The 16,568-nt window shown below is 72.9% G+C and carries 15 protein-coding genes; 1 reads left to right on the plus strand and 14 read right to left on the minus strand.

Annotated elements, in window-relative coordinates; translation table 11 throughout:
* Positions 1–91 precede the first annotated feature (91 nt).
* Positions 92–538 (minus strand): NUDIX domain-containing protein, encoded by a 447-nt coding sequence (locus tag ABTZ03_RS31155; RefSeq protein WP_350516467.1) that lies wholly within the window; start codon positions 536–538, stop codon positions 92–94.
* Between the two features lie 28 nt (positions 539–566).
* Complete coding sequence (locus ABTZ03_RS31160) at positions 567–2,324, minus strand: asparagine synthetase B family protein (protein ID WP_350516468.1); 1,758 nt, start codon at positions 2,322–2,324, stop codon at positions 567–569.
* A 270-nt stretch (positions 2,325–2,594) separates the two neighbouring features.
* Between ABTZ03_RS31160 and ABTZ03_RS31165 the strand changes: the two genes are divergently transcribed.
* Positions 2,595–3,986, plus strand: coding sequence for an NsdA family TPR-like regulatory protein (locus ABTZ03_RS31165; RefSeq protein WP_350516508.1), 1,392 nt, complete (start codon positions 2,595–2,597; stop codon positions 3,984–3,986).
* A gap of 114 nt (positions 3,987–4,100) precedes the next feature.
* On the opposite strand, the gene ABTZ03_RS31170 is transcribed toward ABTZ03_RS31165, so the two are convergent.
* The 12 genes from ABTZ03_RS31170 to ABTZ03_RS31225 form a co-directional block, all read right to left on the minus strand.
* Positions 4,101–4,700 (minus strand): HAD-IA family hydrolase, encoded by a 600-nt coding sequence (locus tag ABTZ03_RS31170; RefSeq protein ID WP_350516469.1) that lies wholly within the window; start codon positions 4,698–4,700, stop codon positions 4,101–4,103.
* Between the two features lie 175 nt (positions 4,701–4,875).
* Positions 4,876–6,201 (minus strand): glutamate-1-semialdehyde 2,1-aminomutase, encoded by a 1,326-nt coding sequence (locus tag ABTZ03_RS31175; RefSeq protein WP_350516470.1) that lies wholly within the window; start codon positions 6,199–6,201, stop codon positions 4,876–4,878.
* Positions 6,202–6,206: 5 nt separating this feature from the next.
* Positions 6,207–6,755, minus strand: coding sequence for a dTDP-4-dehydrorhamnose 3,5-epimerase family protein (locus ABTZ03_RS31180; protein ID WP_350516471.1), 549 nt, complete (start codon positions 6,753–6,755; stop codon positions 6,207–6,209).
* A complete protein-coding gene (locus tag ABTZ03_RS31185; RefSeq protein WP_350516472.1) occupies positions 6,752–7,948 on the minus strand; it encodes a polysaccharide pyruvyl transferase family protein in 1,197 nt (398 codons plus the stop codon). The genes ABTZ03_RS31180 and ABTZ03_RS31185 overlap by 4 nt, the downstream gene beginning before the upstream one ends.
* Positions 7,945–8,892: a glycosyltransferase family 2 protein gene (locus ABTZ03_RS31190; protein ID WP_350516473.1), complete on the minus strand. Its 948-nt coding sequence runs from the start codon at positions 8,890–8,892 to the stop codon at positions 7,945–7,947. The genes ABTZ03_RS31185 and ABTZ03_RS31190 overlap by 4 nt, the downstream gene beginning before the upstream one ends.
* Positions 8,889–10,211: an MATE family efflux transporter gene (locus ABTZ03_RS31195; RefSeq protein WP_350516474.1), complete on the minus strand. Its 1,323-nt coding sequence runs from the start codon at positions 10,209–10,211 to the stop codon at positions 8,889–8,891. Before ABTZ03_RS31195 ends, ABTZ03_RS31190 begins: the two co-directional genes overlap by 4 nt.
* Before the next feature lie 5 nt (positions 10,212–10,216).
* Positions 10,217–11,470: a DUF4910 domain-containing protein gene (locus tag ABTZ03_RS31200; RefSeq protein ID WP_350516509.1), complete on the minus strand. Its 1,254-nt coding sequence runs from the start codon at positions 11,468–11,470 to the stop codon at positions 10,217–10,219.
* 122 nt (positions 11,471–11,592) lie between these two features.
* On the minus strand, positions 11,593–12,618 hold the full coding sequence (locus ABTZ03_RS31205) for an NAD-dependent epimerase/dehydratase family protein (RefSeq protein WP_350516475.1): 1,026 nt from the start codon (positions 12,616–12,618) through the stop codon (positions 11,593–11,595).
* 3 nt (positions 12,619–12,621) lie between these two features.
* Positions 12,622–13,269: a PIG-L deacetylase family protein gene (locus tag ABTZ03_RS31210; RefSeq protein ID WP_350516476.1), complete on the minus strand. Its 648-nt coding sequence runs from the start codon at positions 13,267–13,269 to the stop codon at positions 12,622–12,624.
* Positions 13,266–14,063, minus strand: coding sequence for a glycosyltransferase family protein (locus ABTZ03_RS31215; RefSeq protein ID WP_350516477.1), 798 nt, complete (start codon positions 14,061–14,063; stop codon positions 13,266–13,268). Before ABTZ03_RS31215 ends, ABTZ03_RS31210 begins: the two co-directional genes overlap by 4 nt.
* Positions 14,060–15,295, minus strand: coding sequence for a methyltransferase domain-containing protein (locus ABTZ03_RS31220; protein ID WP_350516478.1), 1,236 nt, complete (start codon positions 15,293–15,295; stop codon positions 14,060–14,062). The genes ABTZ03_RS31215 and ABTZ03_RS31220 overlap by 4 nt, the downstream gene beginning before the upstream one ends.
* The gene (locus ABTZ03_RS31225; protein WP_350516479.1) at positions 15,296–16,567 is read right to left on the minus strand and encodes a glycosyltransferase; all 1,272 of its coding nucleotides are present in this window, start codon (positions 16,565–16,567) and stop codon (positions 15,296–15,298) included. It abuts the gene before it with no gap.
* Position 16,568: the final 1 nt, after the last annotated feature.

Consider the following 16,568-nt stretch of genomic DNA (forward strand, 5'->3'; position numbering starts at 1 on the left):
CCTCTCGGTTTACTTCACCCCCCCCCCCCCCGGGGGGGGGGGGGGGGCCCCCGCCCCCCCCCCCCCACCCCCCTTCGGAAGGACGGGAGCGTCAGGTGCCCGGGTGGGCGGCGAGGAAGCGGTGGACGCCGTCGCGGATGAACGGCGGGATGGTCAGGACGGGCAGGTGCTCGGGGGCGAAGAACTGGAGCTTGACGCCCTCGGCCAGCGGCAGCGCGGCCTCGTCGCCGTCCCAGACGGCGGCGAAGAAGGTGATGAGCTGCCCCGAGCCGTGGGTGTCGGGAGTCTCGAAGAGCTCCGTCAGGCCGCCGTCGACGGCGAGGCCGGCTTCCTCGTCGAGCTCGCGGACGATCGCCTCGGCCGGGCTCTCGCCGGGGTCGCAGCCGCCTCCCAGCAGGCTCCAGTGCCCGGGCCAGGCAATGCCGTCGAGGTCGTCGCGCAGGTGCAGGAGGAGTTCGCCGCGGTGGTTGGTGATGATCGCGACCGCTCCGCGCGCCTTGGCGGCGGACGGCTCGGTGGGGAGAGTCTGGGAGTCCATGCGCTCACCGTAGTGAGCGGACGGTCCGTCATGCCGCGATCGCCAGGGCGTGGTCGGAGAACCAGGTTGCGGCCATCAGTGCCTGCATCCGGGTGCGGTGGAACCGGCCGCCCGGCTTCAGCCCGCCGGCCAGCAGCGGCCGCAGTGAGACGGGGGCCTGGTCGAGTGCCGAGCTGATCCGGGCGGTCGCCCAAGCCTCCAGCGGGCCGGACAGCCAGCTCGGGACCGGGGAGGCGAAACCGAGTTTGTCCCGGCTGCCCCAGACCTCCGGGGGCAGGCCGAGGGCCTTCGCGGCGTCCCGCAGGATCCGCTTGCCCGCGACCGGGCCGGTGATCTTGTGCTCGACCGGCAGTCGGTAGCAGAACTCGACCAGGTCCCGGGCCAGGAACGGCGAGCGCCGTTCCAGCGCGAAGGCTGAGGCCAACTTGTCGCTGGTCATCACCAGCGGACGCCAGGCCGTGGCCAGGTCCGCCAGGGTCAGCCCCCGGGCCAGGTCACCGTTGGCCCGGGCCAGGGCGTCGGCGACCACCTCCCGCAGCTGTCCGTCCGGGTCCTGCCCGCGAAGGATCAGCCTCACGATCGCCTCGGCCGGGTCCAGTGGCCCGTCCGACAGTTTGGAGGCCAGCGGCCGGTAGGCCTCCAGCCCGGCGCCCAACACCGCCTCCGGCCCGAACAGGACGAGCGCGTGCCGGACGTAGCCCATCAGGAACTCGTCCGGCCCCAGCCCGCCGGCGACGACGCGGATGCCGCGCTCGGCGACGGCCCGGTAGGCCATGTGCTCGGAGAAGGTGGACGCGTTGCCCATCGGGTAGTCCAGCGCGTGCATGATCTCCGGCAGCGTGCGGGCGAAGTCGGCGGCGGTCGGCTCGATGACGACCAACTCGGCACCGACGTCCCGGGCGACGACGGTCGCGGTCGCGGACTCGTCCAGCCGGTCCTGGCCCGGGTAGCGGACCGTGACGCAGACCTGCGGCCGCATCAGGTAGGCCAGCACCGAGGAGTCCAGCCCGCCCGACAGCAGCAGCGCGAAGTCCGAGCCGGGCACCCGCAGTGGGATCCGATCGGCCAGCAGCGTCGAGAACCGGCCGAGCGCGGTCTTGTAGTCGCCCTGCCAGGGCTCCAGGCCCTCCAACTGCCACCAGGTTCGCTGGGCCAGCGATCCGGTGGCGACGTCGAAGGCCAGCAGCCCCGCGGGGGCCAGCAGCTGGATGCCCTGGAACGGAGTGTCGGTGCCGGTCGGCGTCTCGATGCTGAGCATCTCGGGGCGGACGACCAGCGGGGCGGTGCCGTAGCCGGTCAGGGTGGTGACCTCGGAGGCGAACGCGAGGCGGCCGCCGTCCAGACGCCAGTAGAGCGGCTTCTCCCCGAGCCGGTCCCGGGCGAGGAACAGCCGGCCCTCGCGCGGGTCATAGATGGCGAGGGCGAACATGCCGTCCAGGCCGGCGAGGCAGCCGGGGCCGAGCTTGGCCCAGGCCCGCAGGACCAGGTGGGCGTCGGTCTCGCCGGGCTCCAGCGGGATGCCCCAGGCCGCGGCGGCCTGCCGGTAGTCGTAGATCTCGCCGTTGAAGGTGAGGACGATGCCGCTGGCCGGGTCCAGGTAGGGACCGGGGTGGGCGGCGGTGTCGACGATCAGCAGGGTGTTCATGGACAGCACCGCCCGGCCGTCGGCCGAGATCAAGTGCCGGGTGCCGTCCGGTCCGCGGTGGTGCTGAGCGAGCCCCATTGCGGCGACGGTGGTCTGGTGGCGGACGGCGTCGGCGCCGGCCAGTCCTGCGATTCCGCACATCTGGTAGTCACCCCCGAGCGTGAATCGGTGGCGGCCCCCACCGGGAGGTCATTCCCAGGTCCCGGCGGAGGCCCGGAACACCAGGCAACCGTCCGGCGGCCGGTGCGGGCAGGGCTCGCAGGGGGGCTCACAACTCGCGAAAGCGGTTCACTGCTTGCGGTGGAGGCAATACCCTCGGTGATCCGGCATCAGGTGCCGGGGCGTACGACTTCTCGTGCCCAGTCGCGTACGAATTCCGCGCGGAGCCGCGGAACGATTGAAGGGGACGCTGTGGCGTCGACCACCCGCCGTGCCAAACCGCCGAACGAGGCTCTGACCCGGACGATCGACAAGCGCCAGGGCGCCAGCCACAAATCGCTGGCCCACCGCGTGAACCAGCTCGCCCTTGAGGCAGGGCTGACCACCACATACACGCACACCTCGGTCGCGAACTGGTGCCGCCGGGGCATGGTCCCGGACTGGCCGGTGCCCAGGCTGCTGGCCCAGGCGATCGGCGAACGGCTCGGCCGGCCGGTGCAGTTGGCAGAGATCGGCATGGCGGATGCCGAGACACCGGACACCGCAGTGGGGTTGGATTTCCCGCGAGACCCCACAGACGCCGTGCGCGTCGCCACTTCGTTCTGGAGCAGTGTGAACCGCCGCGACTTCCTCACTGGAACGGGCTTCGCCGTCTCCGCCTTCACCACCCCGGTCACCCGCTGGCTCGTCACCCCCGCCGACGACACCTCGACCCACCGCGGCAGTGGACACGTCGGCGCCGCCGACCTCGCCGAACTGCGGGACGCCGCCGACGATGCCCGCAGGTGGGATTCGAAGTACGGCGGCGGGAACTGGAAGGCCAACTCCGTCACCGCCTGTCTCCAGGAACGCGCGGTCCCGCTGCTGAACGGCTCGTTCAGCGACGAGGTGGGCCGCGAGCTGTTCTCGGTGACCGCCCAGCTGTCCCGCCTGGCCGGCTGGACCGCTTTCGATGTCGGCCAGCACGAAGCAGCCCAACGGCACTTCATCCAAGCGCTCCGCCTCGCGCGGGCCGGCAGCGATGTTCAGCTCGGCTGCTATGTGCTCACCACCATGGCGATGCAGACGCTGCTGCGCGGCTTCGCCAGCGAGGCCATCGATATGACCCAGGGTGCCTTCGAGCGGGCCAAGGGCCATGCCGCCCCCAGGGTCCTGGCTTTCACCAAGCTCATCGAGGCCCGGGCCCACGCCCGCGACAACAACGCGAGGGCCGCATCGGCCGCGCTGGCCGCTTCCGAGACCCTGCTCGGCCAGGCCCGCGACGACGCCGACGAACCGGCGTGGATCGACTTCTATCACCACGCCCGGCTCTCTGCGGACGCCGCCGAGGTCTTCCGCGACCTGAAGAACCCCAAGGCCGCCCTGGCCTGGAACGCGCAGGCCGCCGCCATGCCGACCGGGGTGTTCACCCGCTCCGTCGGCATGCGCCTGGCGATCGTCGGGACCGCCCACCTCCAGGCGAAGGACCTCGACCAGGGCCTCGCGCTCGGCAATCAGGCCGTCGACATCCTCGCCCGCGTCCAGTCCTCCCGGGCCCTGGACTACGTCCGCGAGTTCAACGCAGCCCTCACCCCCTGGCGTCGGGAGACCGCCGTCCGAGAGCTTCTGCATCGGACCCGCAGCGAGCTCGGCGTCGCGGCCTGAGCCGACGATGGTGTCCCTTCAAGAGCGACACTTCGTCCTGAAATGTCGGCTGAGCAGACCAAAGTGTCTGCTCAGCCGACACTTGCCCGGTCCTGATCACCAGTCAGCGACTTCCTAGAGGCCGGGAAGCCTCAGAAGTTCGCGTAGCCGCCGGACGACCACGTCCTCGTCAAGCCCCGGCACAGGGGCGAAGCCGAGCCGGTGGGCGGCGGCGAGGTTCTCCTCGCTGTCGTCCACGAACAGGCTCTCCTCGGCAGTGACGCCCAGGCGCTCCAGCACGACCCTGAATGCCTCGGGTTCGGGTTTGCGGACACCGAGTTCCGTCGACAGCACCACCGCATCGAAGGTGTGGTGCAGGTCGAAGCCTGCGTACGGGTCGTAGGGCTGCCGCCCGAGGCTGTTGGACAGCACCGCCGTCCGCACGCCCGCTGCACGGATCTGCCGCGCGACCTGGAGAACCTGGTACGCCGGGAACGCATCGTGAAGGTACCTGGCCAGCAGGTTGTCGGGCTTCACGCCCATCAGAGCCGCGAACCCGGTGTTCCAGTCCTCCTGGCTGATCCGACCGAGTTCGAGACTCCTGAACAGGTCCTGTCCCCGGGGGTCGGACCAGGCACGCAGGAACGTCCCCGGGGCGATCCGCTCCCGGTTCTCGAACCACGTGATGACCTCGACCATGTTCGACGTCAGGACGCCGAAGAAGTCGAAGACCACCGCACGAAACGAAGTCACTGAAGCTTGCTCCATCCGCACGGCGTACGGCCACTCGTGGCCGGTTGCACCGAGGTTCAGTCAGGTCCGGCGATGCTGGACGCGCACTACCCGATCGACGCGCTGGGCGGCTGGCGTGCCGTGTTGGCGGTCGATCGGGTAGTGGGGAACAGATGGTTCAGGCGCGGCGGCGGAAGACCGGTTTCACCGGGCGGCCGCCCAGCCATGGGGTGGGGTCGCCGGCGTCGAGGGCCTTGCGGTAGACGGCGCAGGCGGCGGCCACCGCGTCGACGGTGTGGGCGATGTCGGCCTCCGTCAGCGCGCTGCTGACCACGAAGGACGGGGCCAGCACGCCGCCCGCCAGCAGCTGGCGGAGGAACAGGGTGCGGTACTCCTGGGAGGGTTGTCCGGTGGCGTCGAGGGTGGCGAAGACCAGGTTGCTGGCCCGGCCCCGGACCACCACGTGCTTGTCGGTGCCCATCCCGGCGGAGGCCTCCCGGACCCCGGCGGCCAGCTGCTCCCCGAGGGCGTGCAGGCGGGCGGTGATGCCCTCCTCGACGTAGGTGGTCTGCACGGCCATGGCGGCGGCCAGCGCGTGGGTCTCCGCGCCGTGGGTGGTGGAGAGCAGGAAGACCCGGTCGCCGTCCCCGCGCAGCCCGCCGAGCTCCATCAGGTCGCGGCGTCCGGCCAGCGCGGAGACGGCGAAGCCGTTGCCCAGCGCCTTGCCGAAGGTGGAGAGGTCGGGGACGACGCCGTACAGGCCCTGGGCGCCGGCCTCGGACCAGCGCAGGCCGGTGATCATCTCGTCGAAGACCAGCAGGCAGCCGTGCCGGTCGGCCAGTTCGCGCAGCCCGGCCAGGTAGCCGGGCGGCGGCTCGGTGTGCCCGGCGGGTTCGAGGATCAGGCAGGCGATCTCGTCCCGGTGCCGGGTGAGCAGTTCCTCGGTCGCGGAGAGGTCCCCGTACGGGAACGCCACGGTGAGGTCGGTGATTGCCGCCGGGATGCCCGCGTCCATCGGCGTGGTGCCGATGAACCAGTCGTCGACGGAGAAGAACGGGTGGTCCGCGCAGACCGCCACCAGGGTGCGCCCGGTGGCGGCGCGGGCGAGGCGGACGGCGGCGGTGGTGACGTCGGAGCCGTTCTTGGCGAACTTCACCATCTCGGCGGTGGGCACGGTGGCCAGGAAGCGTTCGGCGGCCTCCAGTTCGAGGACGGACGGCCGGACGAAGTTGCTGCCCCGGTCGAGTTCGTGGCGCACCGCCTCGACCACGCGCGGGTGGGCGTGGCCGAGGCTGACCGAGCGCAGCCCGGAGCCGTACTCGACGTAGCGGTTGCCGTCGACGTCCCACACATGGGCGCCGCGGCCGTGGCTGATGACCGGGGCGAGGCCCTCGGGGTACTGGTCGTCGCCCTTGGCGTAGGTGTGGGCGCCGCCGGGGATCAGGGCGTGCAGCCGCTCGTTGGCTGCCCGGGACTTGGGGAGCCGGAAGTCGTCAACGGCCATGGGGATCAGTTCTCCTCGGAGCGCAGGGCCTCGGCGAGGCTCGGCGCCTCCCGGTCCCGCTTGGACATCGACACGGCCGGCAGCGGCCAGGGGATGGCGAGTTCGGGGTCGTCGTGGGCGATCGTCACGTCCTCGGCCGGGTCGTGCGGGCGGTCGATCCGGTACGAGACGTCGGCGTCGGTGAGCGCCTGGAAGCCGTGGGCGCAGCCCGCCGGGATGTAGACGCTGGCCTGGGTCTCGCCGGAGAGTCGGAAGGTGGCCACGTTGCGGTAGGTCGGCGAGTCGGGGCGCAGGTCGACGACGACGTCGAAGACCTCGCCGTGCGAGCAGCGCACGATCTTGGCCTCCCCGGCCCCGGAGCGCAGGTGCATCCCGCGCAGCACGCCCCGCAGCGAGCGGGAGACGCTGTGCTGGACGAAGGCGTCCGGGTCGATGCCCACGGACCGGAGCACCTCGGCGTCGAAGGTGCGGCAGAAGAAGCCGCGTTCGTCGGCGTACGGCGTCGGGTCGAAGCGGAACGCGCCGGCGATCGCCGGCACTTCGGTCACCTTCAAGGGGATTCCTTCGGGAAGAGGGCCGTGGTCAGGGCGGTGAACTGGTGCTCAAGGCGTCGGCGGGCGGCCAGGTTCCGTTCGGTCAGGGTCTGCCGCAGCTCCGCCGCCCGCTTCTCCAACTCCCGGAACTGCTCGATCAGTCGGTCGGCGTCGACCTCGCGGGCCGGGTGGCGGAACTCGCCCAGCCCCATCAGCTCCATCAGCGCGTCGCTCTTGGCCGCGTAGCTGAGGGCGAGGGTCGGGGTGCCGGACTTCAGCGCGCAGACCAGGTTGTGGTACCTGGTCGCCACCACTGCGTCGGCGGCGGCGGTCTCCGCCGTCAGCTCGGCCAGCGAGGACGCGTCGGAGGCGGTGACCAGCGGGGAGCCGACGGCCTCGATGATCGCCCCGACCACGGCGAAGTCGGCGCCGTCGCCGGTGAGCAGCCGCACCTGCCGGCCGTCCTCGACCAGCGCGCGGACGAACCGGGTGGTGCCGTCGACGTAGCGCCGGTGGATCTCCTCGGCCCGGTCCCGGTCGTCGTTGCCGCCGTGGAAGTCCATGACGCCCACGCAGACCCGCCCGGGCGCGGGCTCCTCGACGACCGGTGTCGGCAGCGAGAAGGCGAGGTCCGGGTAGACCTCGTCCCGCGTGGTGTCCACGCCCATCTCCCGCATCGCCGTGCGGGACAGCTCGTCCCGGTACGAGCGGTACGCGGCCAGCCGGGCCGACCGGCGTACCAGGGCCCGGACCGCCCGGTCGGCGATCGGGGCGGCGCCGACGCCGGCCAGCGCCACCCTGGTGCCGAACAGCCGCCCGGAGGCGCAGAGCAGGAACAGCGCGTACGGGAAGCCCCACGGCCGCAGCGGCAGGGTGGCCTCCAGGACGCCCATGCCGGGCACGATCACCACGTCGTGCCGGCGCACCCAGGCGGCGGTGCGCACGACGTCGACGAGTTTGCCCACCGCCTTGCCCGCGATCGAGCCCGCCCGGGAGGCGGTGCGGTACTCGCCGCGGTACCAGTGCAGCCGGGTCGCCGGGATCCGGTACCGGGCCCGCACCGCCTCGGGCCCGCCGCACAGCGCGTCCACGACCGCCGCCGGGTGCTCGGTCCGGAGGTAGCCGAGCACGGCCTCCAGCGACCCGTCGTTGCCGAGGTTGCCGGAGCCGAGCAGGCCGAACACCCCGACGCGCACCGGGCGTCGGGCGGTCACGACCGCCTCCCCTCGCGCCCGGCCACCAGGTCGTCCACGGAGACGGCGAGCTCGGGCGGCACGACCGGTGCGCGGTCCTCGACCCGCTCGCCGGCGCCGGAGCGGCGGCGGCTGGTCAGCCAGGAGCGCAGGGCGCGGTAGCACTCGCGGCGGTCCTGCGGGGACAGCGGCGCCCGCTGGATCGCCTCGACGAAGCCCCAGACGTACTCGACGAGCAGCCGCGGCGTCGGGTGCAGCAGCCCGGCCCGGCGCGGGTCCAGGTTGACGCAGCGCGAGCGCTTGGAGGGGTTGGCCCGCTCGGCGCGGGTGGGGTGGTCGCGGCGGAAGTAGAGCAGCTCGGGCACCTGGTGGAACGGCCCGTGCAGGGTGATCTCGGCGACGAAGGTGCGGTCGGCGTGGTGGTAGCTGTCGTGCGGCTTGACGCGGCGCAGCACGTCGGCCCGCATCACCCCGTAGAAGTCGTCCCCGCCGGGTTCGAACAGCAGGCTGCGGAAGCGGACGGGGGCGGACGGCGAGTCGGTGGCCAGCCCGTACTCGTACGGCACCTTGACCTTGCCGGTCTCGTCGATGACGGCCTGGTCGGAGTGGGCGAGGATGACGTCGGGCCGTTCGTCCAGGGCCTCCACGCAGCGCAGCAGCAGGTCCCGGGCGTACAGGTCGTCGTGGGAGGCCCACTTGAACAGTTCGCCGCGGCACTGGGTGAACACGTAGTTGTGGTTGGGCGCCGCGCCGACGTTCACGGGCAGCCGGAGGTAGCGGATCCGGGAGTCCTTCGCGGCGTAGTCGCGGCAGATCTCCTCGGTGGTGTCGGTCGAGGCGTTGTCGGAGATGACCAGCTCGAAGTCCGCGTAGGTCTGGCCGAGCAGGGCGTCGAGGGACTCGGCGAGGTACTCCTCGCCGTTGTAGACGGGCAGCCCGATGCTCAACCGGGGAACGGCGGTCATTGCGTCCTCACATGGGAGTTGCCTTCATTTGCTTCGGAAGGGGTGCCGCGGTGGTGCTCGCGCAGGGCGGCCCGCAGTTGCAGCCACCACACGGCCGAGCCGCAGGCGGTCGCGGTGGCGACGCCCCAGGCCGAGCCGACGGTGCCGGCCGCGGCCGCCCCGCCGAGCCCGCCGGCCAGGTAGCAGGCGGAGGCGAACAGTTGGCAGCGCAGGCTGCGCCGGGCGGCGGCGAGCGCGCGCAGCCCGGCGGCCGCGCCGCTGCCGAGGCCGGCGCCGGCGACGCCGAGGGTGGCGGGCACGATGAGCGGGGCGGCGGAGTGCCAGACGTCGCCGAGCACCAGCTCGCCGGCCCGGTCCGGCAGCAGCAGCAGGGTCGCGCCCCACAGCAGGGCGGCGCCGGCCTGGCCGCCGCCCAGCAGGAGGCAGAACCGGCCGAGCCGCCGCGGTTCCTGCCGCAGCACCCGGGCCGCCTCCGCGACGGTGACCAGGGACAGTCCCATCAGCAGGGCCAGGAACGGCCCCTGTAGCAGTTCGGCGCCGCGGACCGCGCCCACCGCGGCGACCCCGACGATGGCGCCGAGCCCGTACGCCCGCAGCTGGCCGGCGCCGCTCAGGCTGACGTTCTCGACCAGGTAGCGGGAGCCGAGGTCGCGCTGCTCGCGCAGCCAGCCGCGGGCCTGGGTGACCCGGGGCCGGATGCCGGACTGGAGGAAGCCGTACCCGGCGGCGGCCGCGGCCGCCGCGCCCCAGGCCAGGACGAAGGCGGCCACGGTGCCGACCCGGGCCGCCACCACCATGGCCGGGATCAGCGCGACGCCCTGCACCAGGTCGTTGGCGAAGGCCTTCTGTCCGGTGCCGGCGGCGAAGAAGGCGAACCGCCGGGAGTCCTGCAGCAGCAGGAACGGCAGGGCGAGGCCGAGCGAGGCGAAGGCGGGCCCGACCTCGCCGCCGATGCCGAGCCCGACCAGCAGGCAGGCCGTCCCGAGGGTGCCGCCGACGGCGAGCGCGGCCCCCGAGGCCCGGCCCGCGGCGGCCCGCCAGACGGCCTCCGGCACTCCGCTGAACCGCACCATCAGCGGGTCGGTGGCCACTCCGCGGGAGACGTTGAGCACCACGCCGTAGGTGAGCCAGGCCAGGCTGAACACGCCGAAGGCGTGCACCCCCAGTTCCCGGGCGACGTAGGCGCCCACCACGAAGTTGATCATGCTGTTGACCGCCTGGTCGGCCAGCCCCCAGGACAGCCGCCCGAGCACACCCCGCTTGGCACTCCGCCCGGCCTGCGCGGGCGGGGCCGCCGTCCGCACCCCCTCGGTGGCCATCGGCGTCACTCCTTGATCAGTCCGGCGCCCCGGAGGGCGTCGGCCGCGACGGCGACGGTGTCGAAGGGCAGTGCGGCGCGCTCGGCGACGTCCAGCAGGCTGTGCTCCCCGTCGGACAGGCTGAGCACCCAGAGCATCGCCAGCTGCGCCTGCTTGGCGTCGCTGCGGCCGCCGAGCGAGTCGTACAGCCCGCGCCGGCCCAACTGCGGTTCGCCGTACGGGCTGAGGTTGCGGTAGCGGCGGTTGCGGTCGAGCACGGCGAAGGCCTCGCGGCAGACCGCCAGGGTGTCCGCCATCGCCTCCGGGGTGACGAAGTCCGGGTCGTCCCCCGAGGTGTGGTACTCGGGGTACCCGGCGTACGGGGTGCGGCTGAGCGAGCCGACGCCGAGGTCGAAGCCGGGCGAGCAGTACTGCCGCTCGTCGTAGCCGTACGGGGTGAACTCGCGGATCTCGTGCGGCCGTTCGGAGACGGCGAGGACGTGCCGGAGCACCCGGTCGATCTCCGCGTCGCCGCGCCGGCTCTGCTTGTACGTGAGCCGGCCCCGGTCGCCGGCGCAGGCCAGCACCAGGCCGTGCTTGACCTGTTCGATCCGCTCCGCGTTGCGGGCCAGCCAGGTGATCGCCCCGATGGTGCCGGGGGCGAAGACGAACCGGTAGGTGTACCAGTTGTCGCGCTTCGCCAGCTCCTTGGCCAGGAAGACCGCCACCGCCACGCCCGCCATGTTGTCGTTGGCGAGTGCGGGGTGGCAGACGTGGGTGGAGACGATGACCTCGTCGGCGACCCGGCCGGGCACCACGTGCTCGGCGTAGGTGAGGTGGCCGTCGGCGAGGGTGGAGTCGATCCGCACCTCGTAGTCGCCCTCGGGCAGGGCGTCCAGGGTCTCCTGCGCCAGGCAGAAGCCCCACTGGGGCTGGTAGTAGCTGGTGCGGTACGGCACCAGCGAGGGCTGGTCGGGCAGGGTGTGCAGGTGCGGCCGCAGCTCGCTCAGCGGCATGGTCGCCGCCACCGGCACGCTGTAGCCCAGCACGTGCAGGCTGGAGGCGGCGAAGTCCACGACCCGCCGCCCGGAGGCGTCCGCCACGTACGCGTCGCGGATGTTCCACTCCTGCGGCACCGTCCAGTCCAGCACCTCGGTGCCGGTGGGCACCTCGTGGACCTGGAGCGGGAGGTGCTCGCCGACGATGTCGAGGGTCGCGCGCACGCCGTCGCCGGTGATGCTGCGGCAGATCGGGTAGAGCCGCTCCACCAGGGCGTGCATCTGCGCGCCGACCGCAGCCGCGGCCGTCTCCTCCCCGAACCCGTCCCCGACCACGTCGTCCCCGACCACGTCGTCCCCGACCACGTCGTCCCCGACCACGTCCTCCCCGACCTCGGCCGTGGTCATCGGCGCCACCGCAGGGTGTCGTCGACGGTGCCGGCCTCGGACGCCGCGCGGAGCACCGCCAGCCGGGTGAAGCGCCGCTCGAAGTCCTCCCGGGTCAGCCCGAAGTTCCGGTAGGCCTCGGCGAGTTCGAGTGCACCCCGCTTCACCGTCCACTCGCAGTCGAAGCCCGGCAGCGCGGCCCGGAAGCGGGCGAAGTCCACCCGGTACGAGCGCGGGTCGGCGCCGTTCTCCCCGGTGATCCGCACCTTCGCGCCGTCCACCGCCTCGGCGACCTGCTCGGCGATCTCGGCGACCGTGACGTTGTTGGCCTCGCTGCCGATGTTGAAGGCCCGGTCGTGCACCGCCTCGCGCGGCGCGGTCAGCGCGGCCGTGAAGGCCCGGGCGATGTCGGCGGCGTGCACCAGCGGGCGCCACGGGGTGCCGTCGGAGAGCACCAGGACCTCGCCGGACAGCAGCGCGTGGCCGACCAGGTTGTTCAGCACGATGTCGGCGCGCAGCCGGGGCGAGTAGCCGAAGGCGGTGGCGTTGCGCATGTACACCGGGCTGAAGTCGCCGTCGGCCAGCTCGTGTAGGTCGTCCTCCACCCGCACCTTGGACTCCGCGTACGGCGTCACCGGGCGCAGCGGCGCGTCCTCGGTGACCAGGTCGTCGCCGCCGGCGGCGCCGTAGACGGAGCAGGTGGAGGCGTACAGGAAGCGCCGCACCCCGGCCTCGCGGGCCAGCCGGGCCAGTCGCACCGAGGCGTGGTGGTTGATGTCGTAGGTGAGGTCCGGTGCCAGCGAGCCCAGCGGGTCGTTGGAGAGCGCGGCCAGGTGGATCACGGCGTCCACCCCGGCCACGTGCTCGGCCGTCACGTCGCGCAGGTCCACCCGGTGGCCGGGCGGGTCGGCGGGCGCCGGGCCGAGCAGGCAGTCGGCGAACAGGCCGGCGTCCAGGCCGACGAGTTCGTGCCCGGCGGCGGCGAGGACCGGGGCCATCACGGTGCCCAGGTAGCCCTGGTGTCCGGTCAGCAGTACGCGCATGGGTCAGCCCTCCAGATCAAGAGTCAGTTTGGTGACGGCGAACGCCTCGGCGTAGCGGGTGTGGCACTCGATGCCGCGGATCCGCGCCAGTCCGAGGAAGGCCTCCCGGTCGTACCAGGGCCGGTGCCGCTGGGAGGGGTAGTGCTCCAGCAGCAGCCGGACCTTCTCCTCGGCGACCTCGGGGTCGAGCGGCTGGTAGGCGGTCGGGCGGCCGAGGTCGCCGTCCCACTTGACGATCTCGTAGCCGAGCACCAGGTGGTCGCGGAAGGCGGTGGTCATCAGCGTCGCCAGGCCGCGGTGGTCCTGGTGGGCGTCCTCGGTGCGCGGGGCGAGCACCAGGTCCGGTTCGGTCCGGGCGCGCAGCTCCTCGACCGCGGCCTTGGCCTCGTCCCAGTGCGCGGGCAGCCGGCCGTCCGGCAGCTTGAGGACGGTCAGCCGCAGGTCGGCGCCCGGGCAGAAGGCGGCCAGCGCGGCCTGCTCCTCCTGCTCGCGCTCACCGCCGCCGCCGGAGAGCACCAGCGCGTCCACCCGCAGCCCGGGACGCGCCAGGCACATCGTCAGCAGGGTGCCGCCGGCGCCGATGGCGAGGTCGTCGCAGTGCGCGCCGACGGCGACGACCCCGCTCAGGCCTGCGGCTCCGAGGCGGATCACGCGGTCCTCACGCCGGAGCCGTCCTTCTCCCACACGGCCCACGGCCGGTCGCCCCGGGCGTAGGCGGCGTCCAGCGCGGCCCGCTCCTTCACGGTGTCGGTCGGCTTCCAGAAGCCGCGGTGCTGGTGGGCCACCAGCCGGCCCTGCTTGGCCAGTCCGGCGCAGCCGTCGGCGACCAGGTCCCCGTTCTCCGGGATGTGGTCGAAGACCTCCTGGCGGAGCACGAAGTAGCCGCCGTTCTCCCACAGCGGCATGTCGCTCACCGCGGTGATCCCGCCCACCAGGTTGTCCTCGCCCAACTCCACGCAGTGGAACGAGGACTGCGGCGGCACCACCATCATCGAGGCGCCCGCGTCGCGCCGGGAGAACTTCTCGATCATCTCCGGCAGCGGGGCGTCGGTCAGCACGTCGGCGTAGTTGGCGAGGAACATCTCGTCGCCGTCCAGGTGGTGGCGCACCCGGCGCAGCCGCTCGCCGATCGGCGACTCGATGCCGGTCTGGGCGAAGGTGATCGTCCAGGAGGAGATGTCGGTGGAGAGCAGTTCGGTCCGCCCGCCGCGCAGCACGAAGTCGTTGGACGCCGTCTCCTCGTAGTTGAGGAAGAAGTCCTTGATGTGCCGGGCCCCGTAGCCCAGGCACAGGATGAACTCGGTGTGCCCGTAGTAGGCGTAATAGCGCATCACGTGCCAGATCAGCGGCCGCGGCCCGACCATCGCCATCGGCTTGGGCACGTCGTCGGAGGCCCCGCTGCGCATCCGCAGCCCGTAACCGCCGCAGAACAGGACGACCTTCACCGCTGCACCTCGACAATGCTGAGTTCCGGGATGGGGAAGACCAGGCGGCCGCCCCACTCGTGCACGAAGGACAACTGCTCGGTCAGTTCGGCCCGCAGGTTCCAGGGGAGGACCAGGACGTAGTCCGGCCGGTCGGTCCTGATCTGCTCGGGCGGCAGGATCGGGATGCGGGTGCCCGGGGTGAACCGGCCGTGCTTGTAGGGGTTGCGGTCGACCGTGTAGGGGAGCAGGTCGGGCCGGATGCCGCAGTGGTTGAGCAGGGTGTTGCCCTTGCCGGGGGCGCCGTAGCCGACGACCGTCTCGCCGCGCTCGGCCGCCTCGATCAGGAAGCGCAGCAGGTCCCGGCGGACCTTGGCGACCCGGGCGGAGAACTCGGTGTACCCGGAGGTCTCCTGGAGCCCGGCGGCCTTCTCCCGGTCCAGCACCTCGGCCACCCGCCGGGTCGGCTCGCCGGCCACCGCGTCCGGGCGGGCCCAGAGCCGGATCGAGCCGCCGTGGGTGGGCAGCAGCTCGACGTCGACCAGGGTGAGGCCGCCGCTGGCCAGCGCCCGGGCGGCGGAGGCGACCGTGTAGTACTGGAAGTGCTCGTGGTAGATGGTGTCGTACTGGTTCTCCTCGATCAGGGTGAGCAGGTGCTGCACCTCGATCGAGACCCAGCCGTCGTCGGCGACCAGGGCGCGCAGGCCCCGGGTGAAGCCGACCACGTCGGGGATGTGGGCGTACACGTTGTTGGCCACCACCAGGTCCGCCGGGCCGTGTTCGGTCCGGACGGCCTCGCCGGTGGCCGGGTCGAGGAATTCGGTGAGGGTGGGCACCCCGGCCTCCCGGGCGGCGGCGCCGACGTTCACCGACGGTTCGATGCCCAGGCAGCGGATCCCCCGGTCCACCACGTGCCGCAGCAGGTAGCCGTCGTTGCTCGCCACCTCGACCACGAAGGAGTCCGGGCCGAGCTCCAGCCGCCGTGCGGCGCCCTCGACGAAGTCGCGGGCGTGCTCCACCCAGGAGGTCGAGTAGGAGGAGAAGTAGGCGTACTCGGAGAAGGTCTCCTCCGGCGTGATCAGCGGGGGGATCTGCGCCAGCCAGCAGTCCGTGCAGACCCGCAGGTGCAGCGGGTACGCCGGTTCCGGCCGGTCCAGTTGGTCGGCGGCGAGGAAGCTCTCGCACGGCGGGGTCGCCCCCAGGTCGACGACGCTCCCCATCGCCGTCGAGCCGCACAGCCGGCATCGTGTCATCTACTGCTCCCGATTCCCGCCCGCGCGGGTGTCCCGCCGCGGGCCAGCGTGTCCGTTCCCTACCGGCGGCGCACCGTTCGCGCCGCCGGCCCGCCGCGCGATCGCGCCGCGGTACCCCTCCACCAGACGCTCCAGTCCGACGTCCGGGCTGAAGCCCTGCTCGTAGCGGAGCCGGGCCGCCCGGCCCAGCTCCCGGTTGAACTCCGGTTCGGCGGTGAGCCGCCGGACGCCCGCGGCCAGCGAGGCCGCGTCGCCCGGCCGGTGCAGCAGCCCGGTCACCCCGTCCTCGACCAGTTCGACGAAGGCGCCGTGACCGGCGGCGACGACCGGCACGCCGGCCGCCATCGCCTCCACCACCACCAGGCCGAAGGCCTCCAGCCAGGTCGACGGCGCCAGCACGGCCACCGACCGGGCGACGGCCTCCCGGCACTGCGCCGGGTCGTACAGGCCGACGTAGCGCACGTCCGCGCGCCCCGCCGCCCAGTCCGCGACCTCCCGCTCCAGCGGCCCGGTGCCGGCCACCACCAGCGGTACGCCCACCCCGCCCCGGGCGGCGAGCGCGTCCCAGGCGGTCATCAGCAGCCGTACGCCCTTGGCCTCCGCGAGCCGGCCGAGGTAGAGCACGTGCTCCCCGGCGCCGGTCCGCCGCACGTCCGGCTCGGGCACGAAGTTGTGCTTCACCGCCAGCCGGTCGGCCGGCAGCCCGGCCCGCGCCAGCACGTCGCGCTGCGCCGCGGAGATGCAGAAGAACCGCTCCACGCCGGACCACCAGCGCCGCCGGTTGACCGCCAGGCTGACCGCCAGCGGCACCGTCGCCAGCCGGGAGTTCCGGTAGCAGCCGTGCCGCACGGCGGGCAGCGGTGAGCCCCCGACGCACTCGGTGCACGGCCGGCCGTCCCGCTGCAGGGTGCCCGGCGGGCAGATCTGGGTGTAGTTGTGCAGCGTGGCGACCACCGGCACCTTGGCGTCGGCGCAGCCGGCCAGTACCGCGGGCGACAGCAGCGGGAACACGTTGTGGACGTGCACCACGTCCGGCCGCTCGCGCCGCAGTCGGGCGGCGAGCTCCGCGCGCACCGCGGGGTTCCACGGCACCAGCAGCGGCACCGCGGCCTTGGCGGGCAGGGACTTGGCGGCGATGGAGTCGCTGCGCCGCTCGAACAGGTCGACCCGGTGGCCGGCCCCGCGCAGCAGCGCGACCTCCTGGTCGACCACCTTGTTCTCCCCGCTGGGCTGCGCCGAGGCGTAGCGGTTGTGCACCACGAGGACGTGCATG

This window comes from Kitasatospora sp. NPDC096077 (assembly GCF_040303245.1).
GTDB lineage: Bacteria > Actinomycetota > Actinomycetes > Streptomycetales > Streptomycetaceae > Kitasatospora.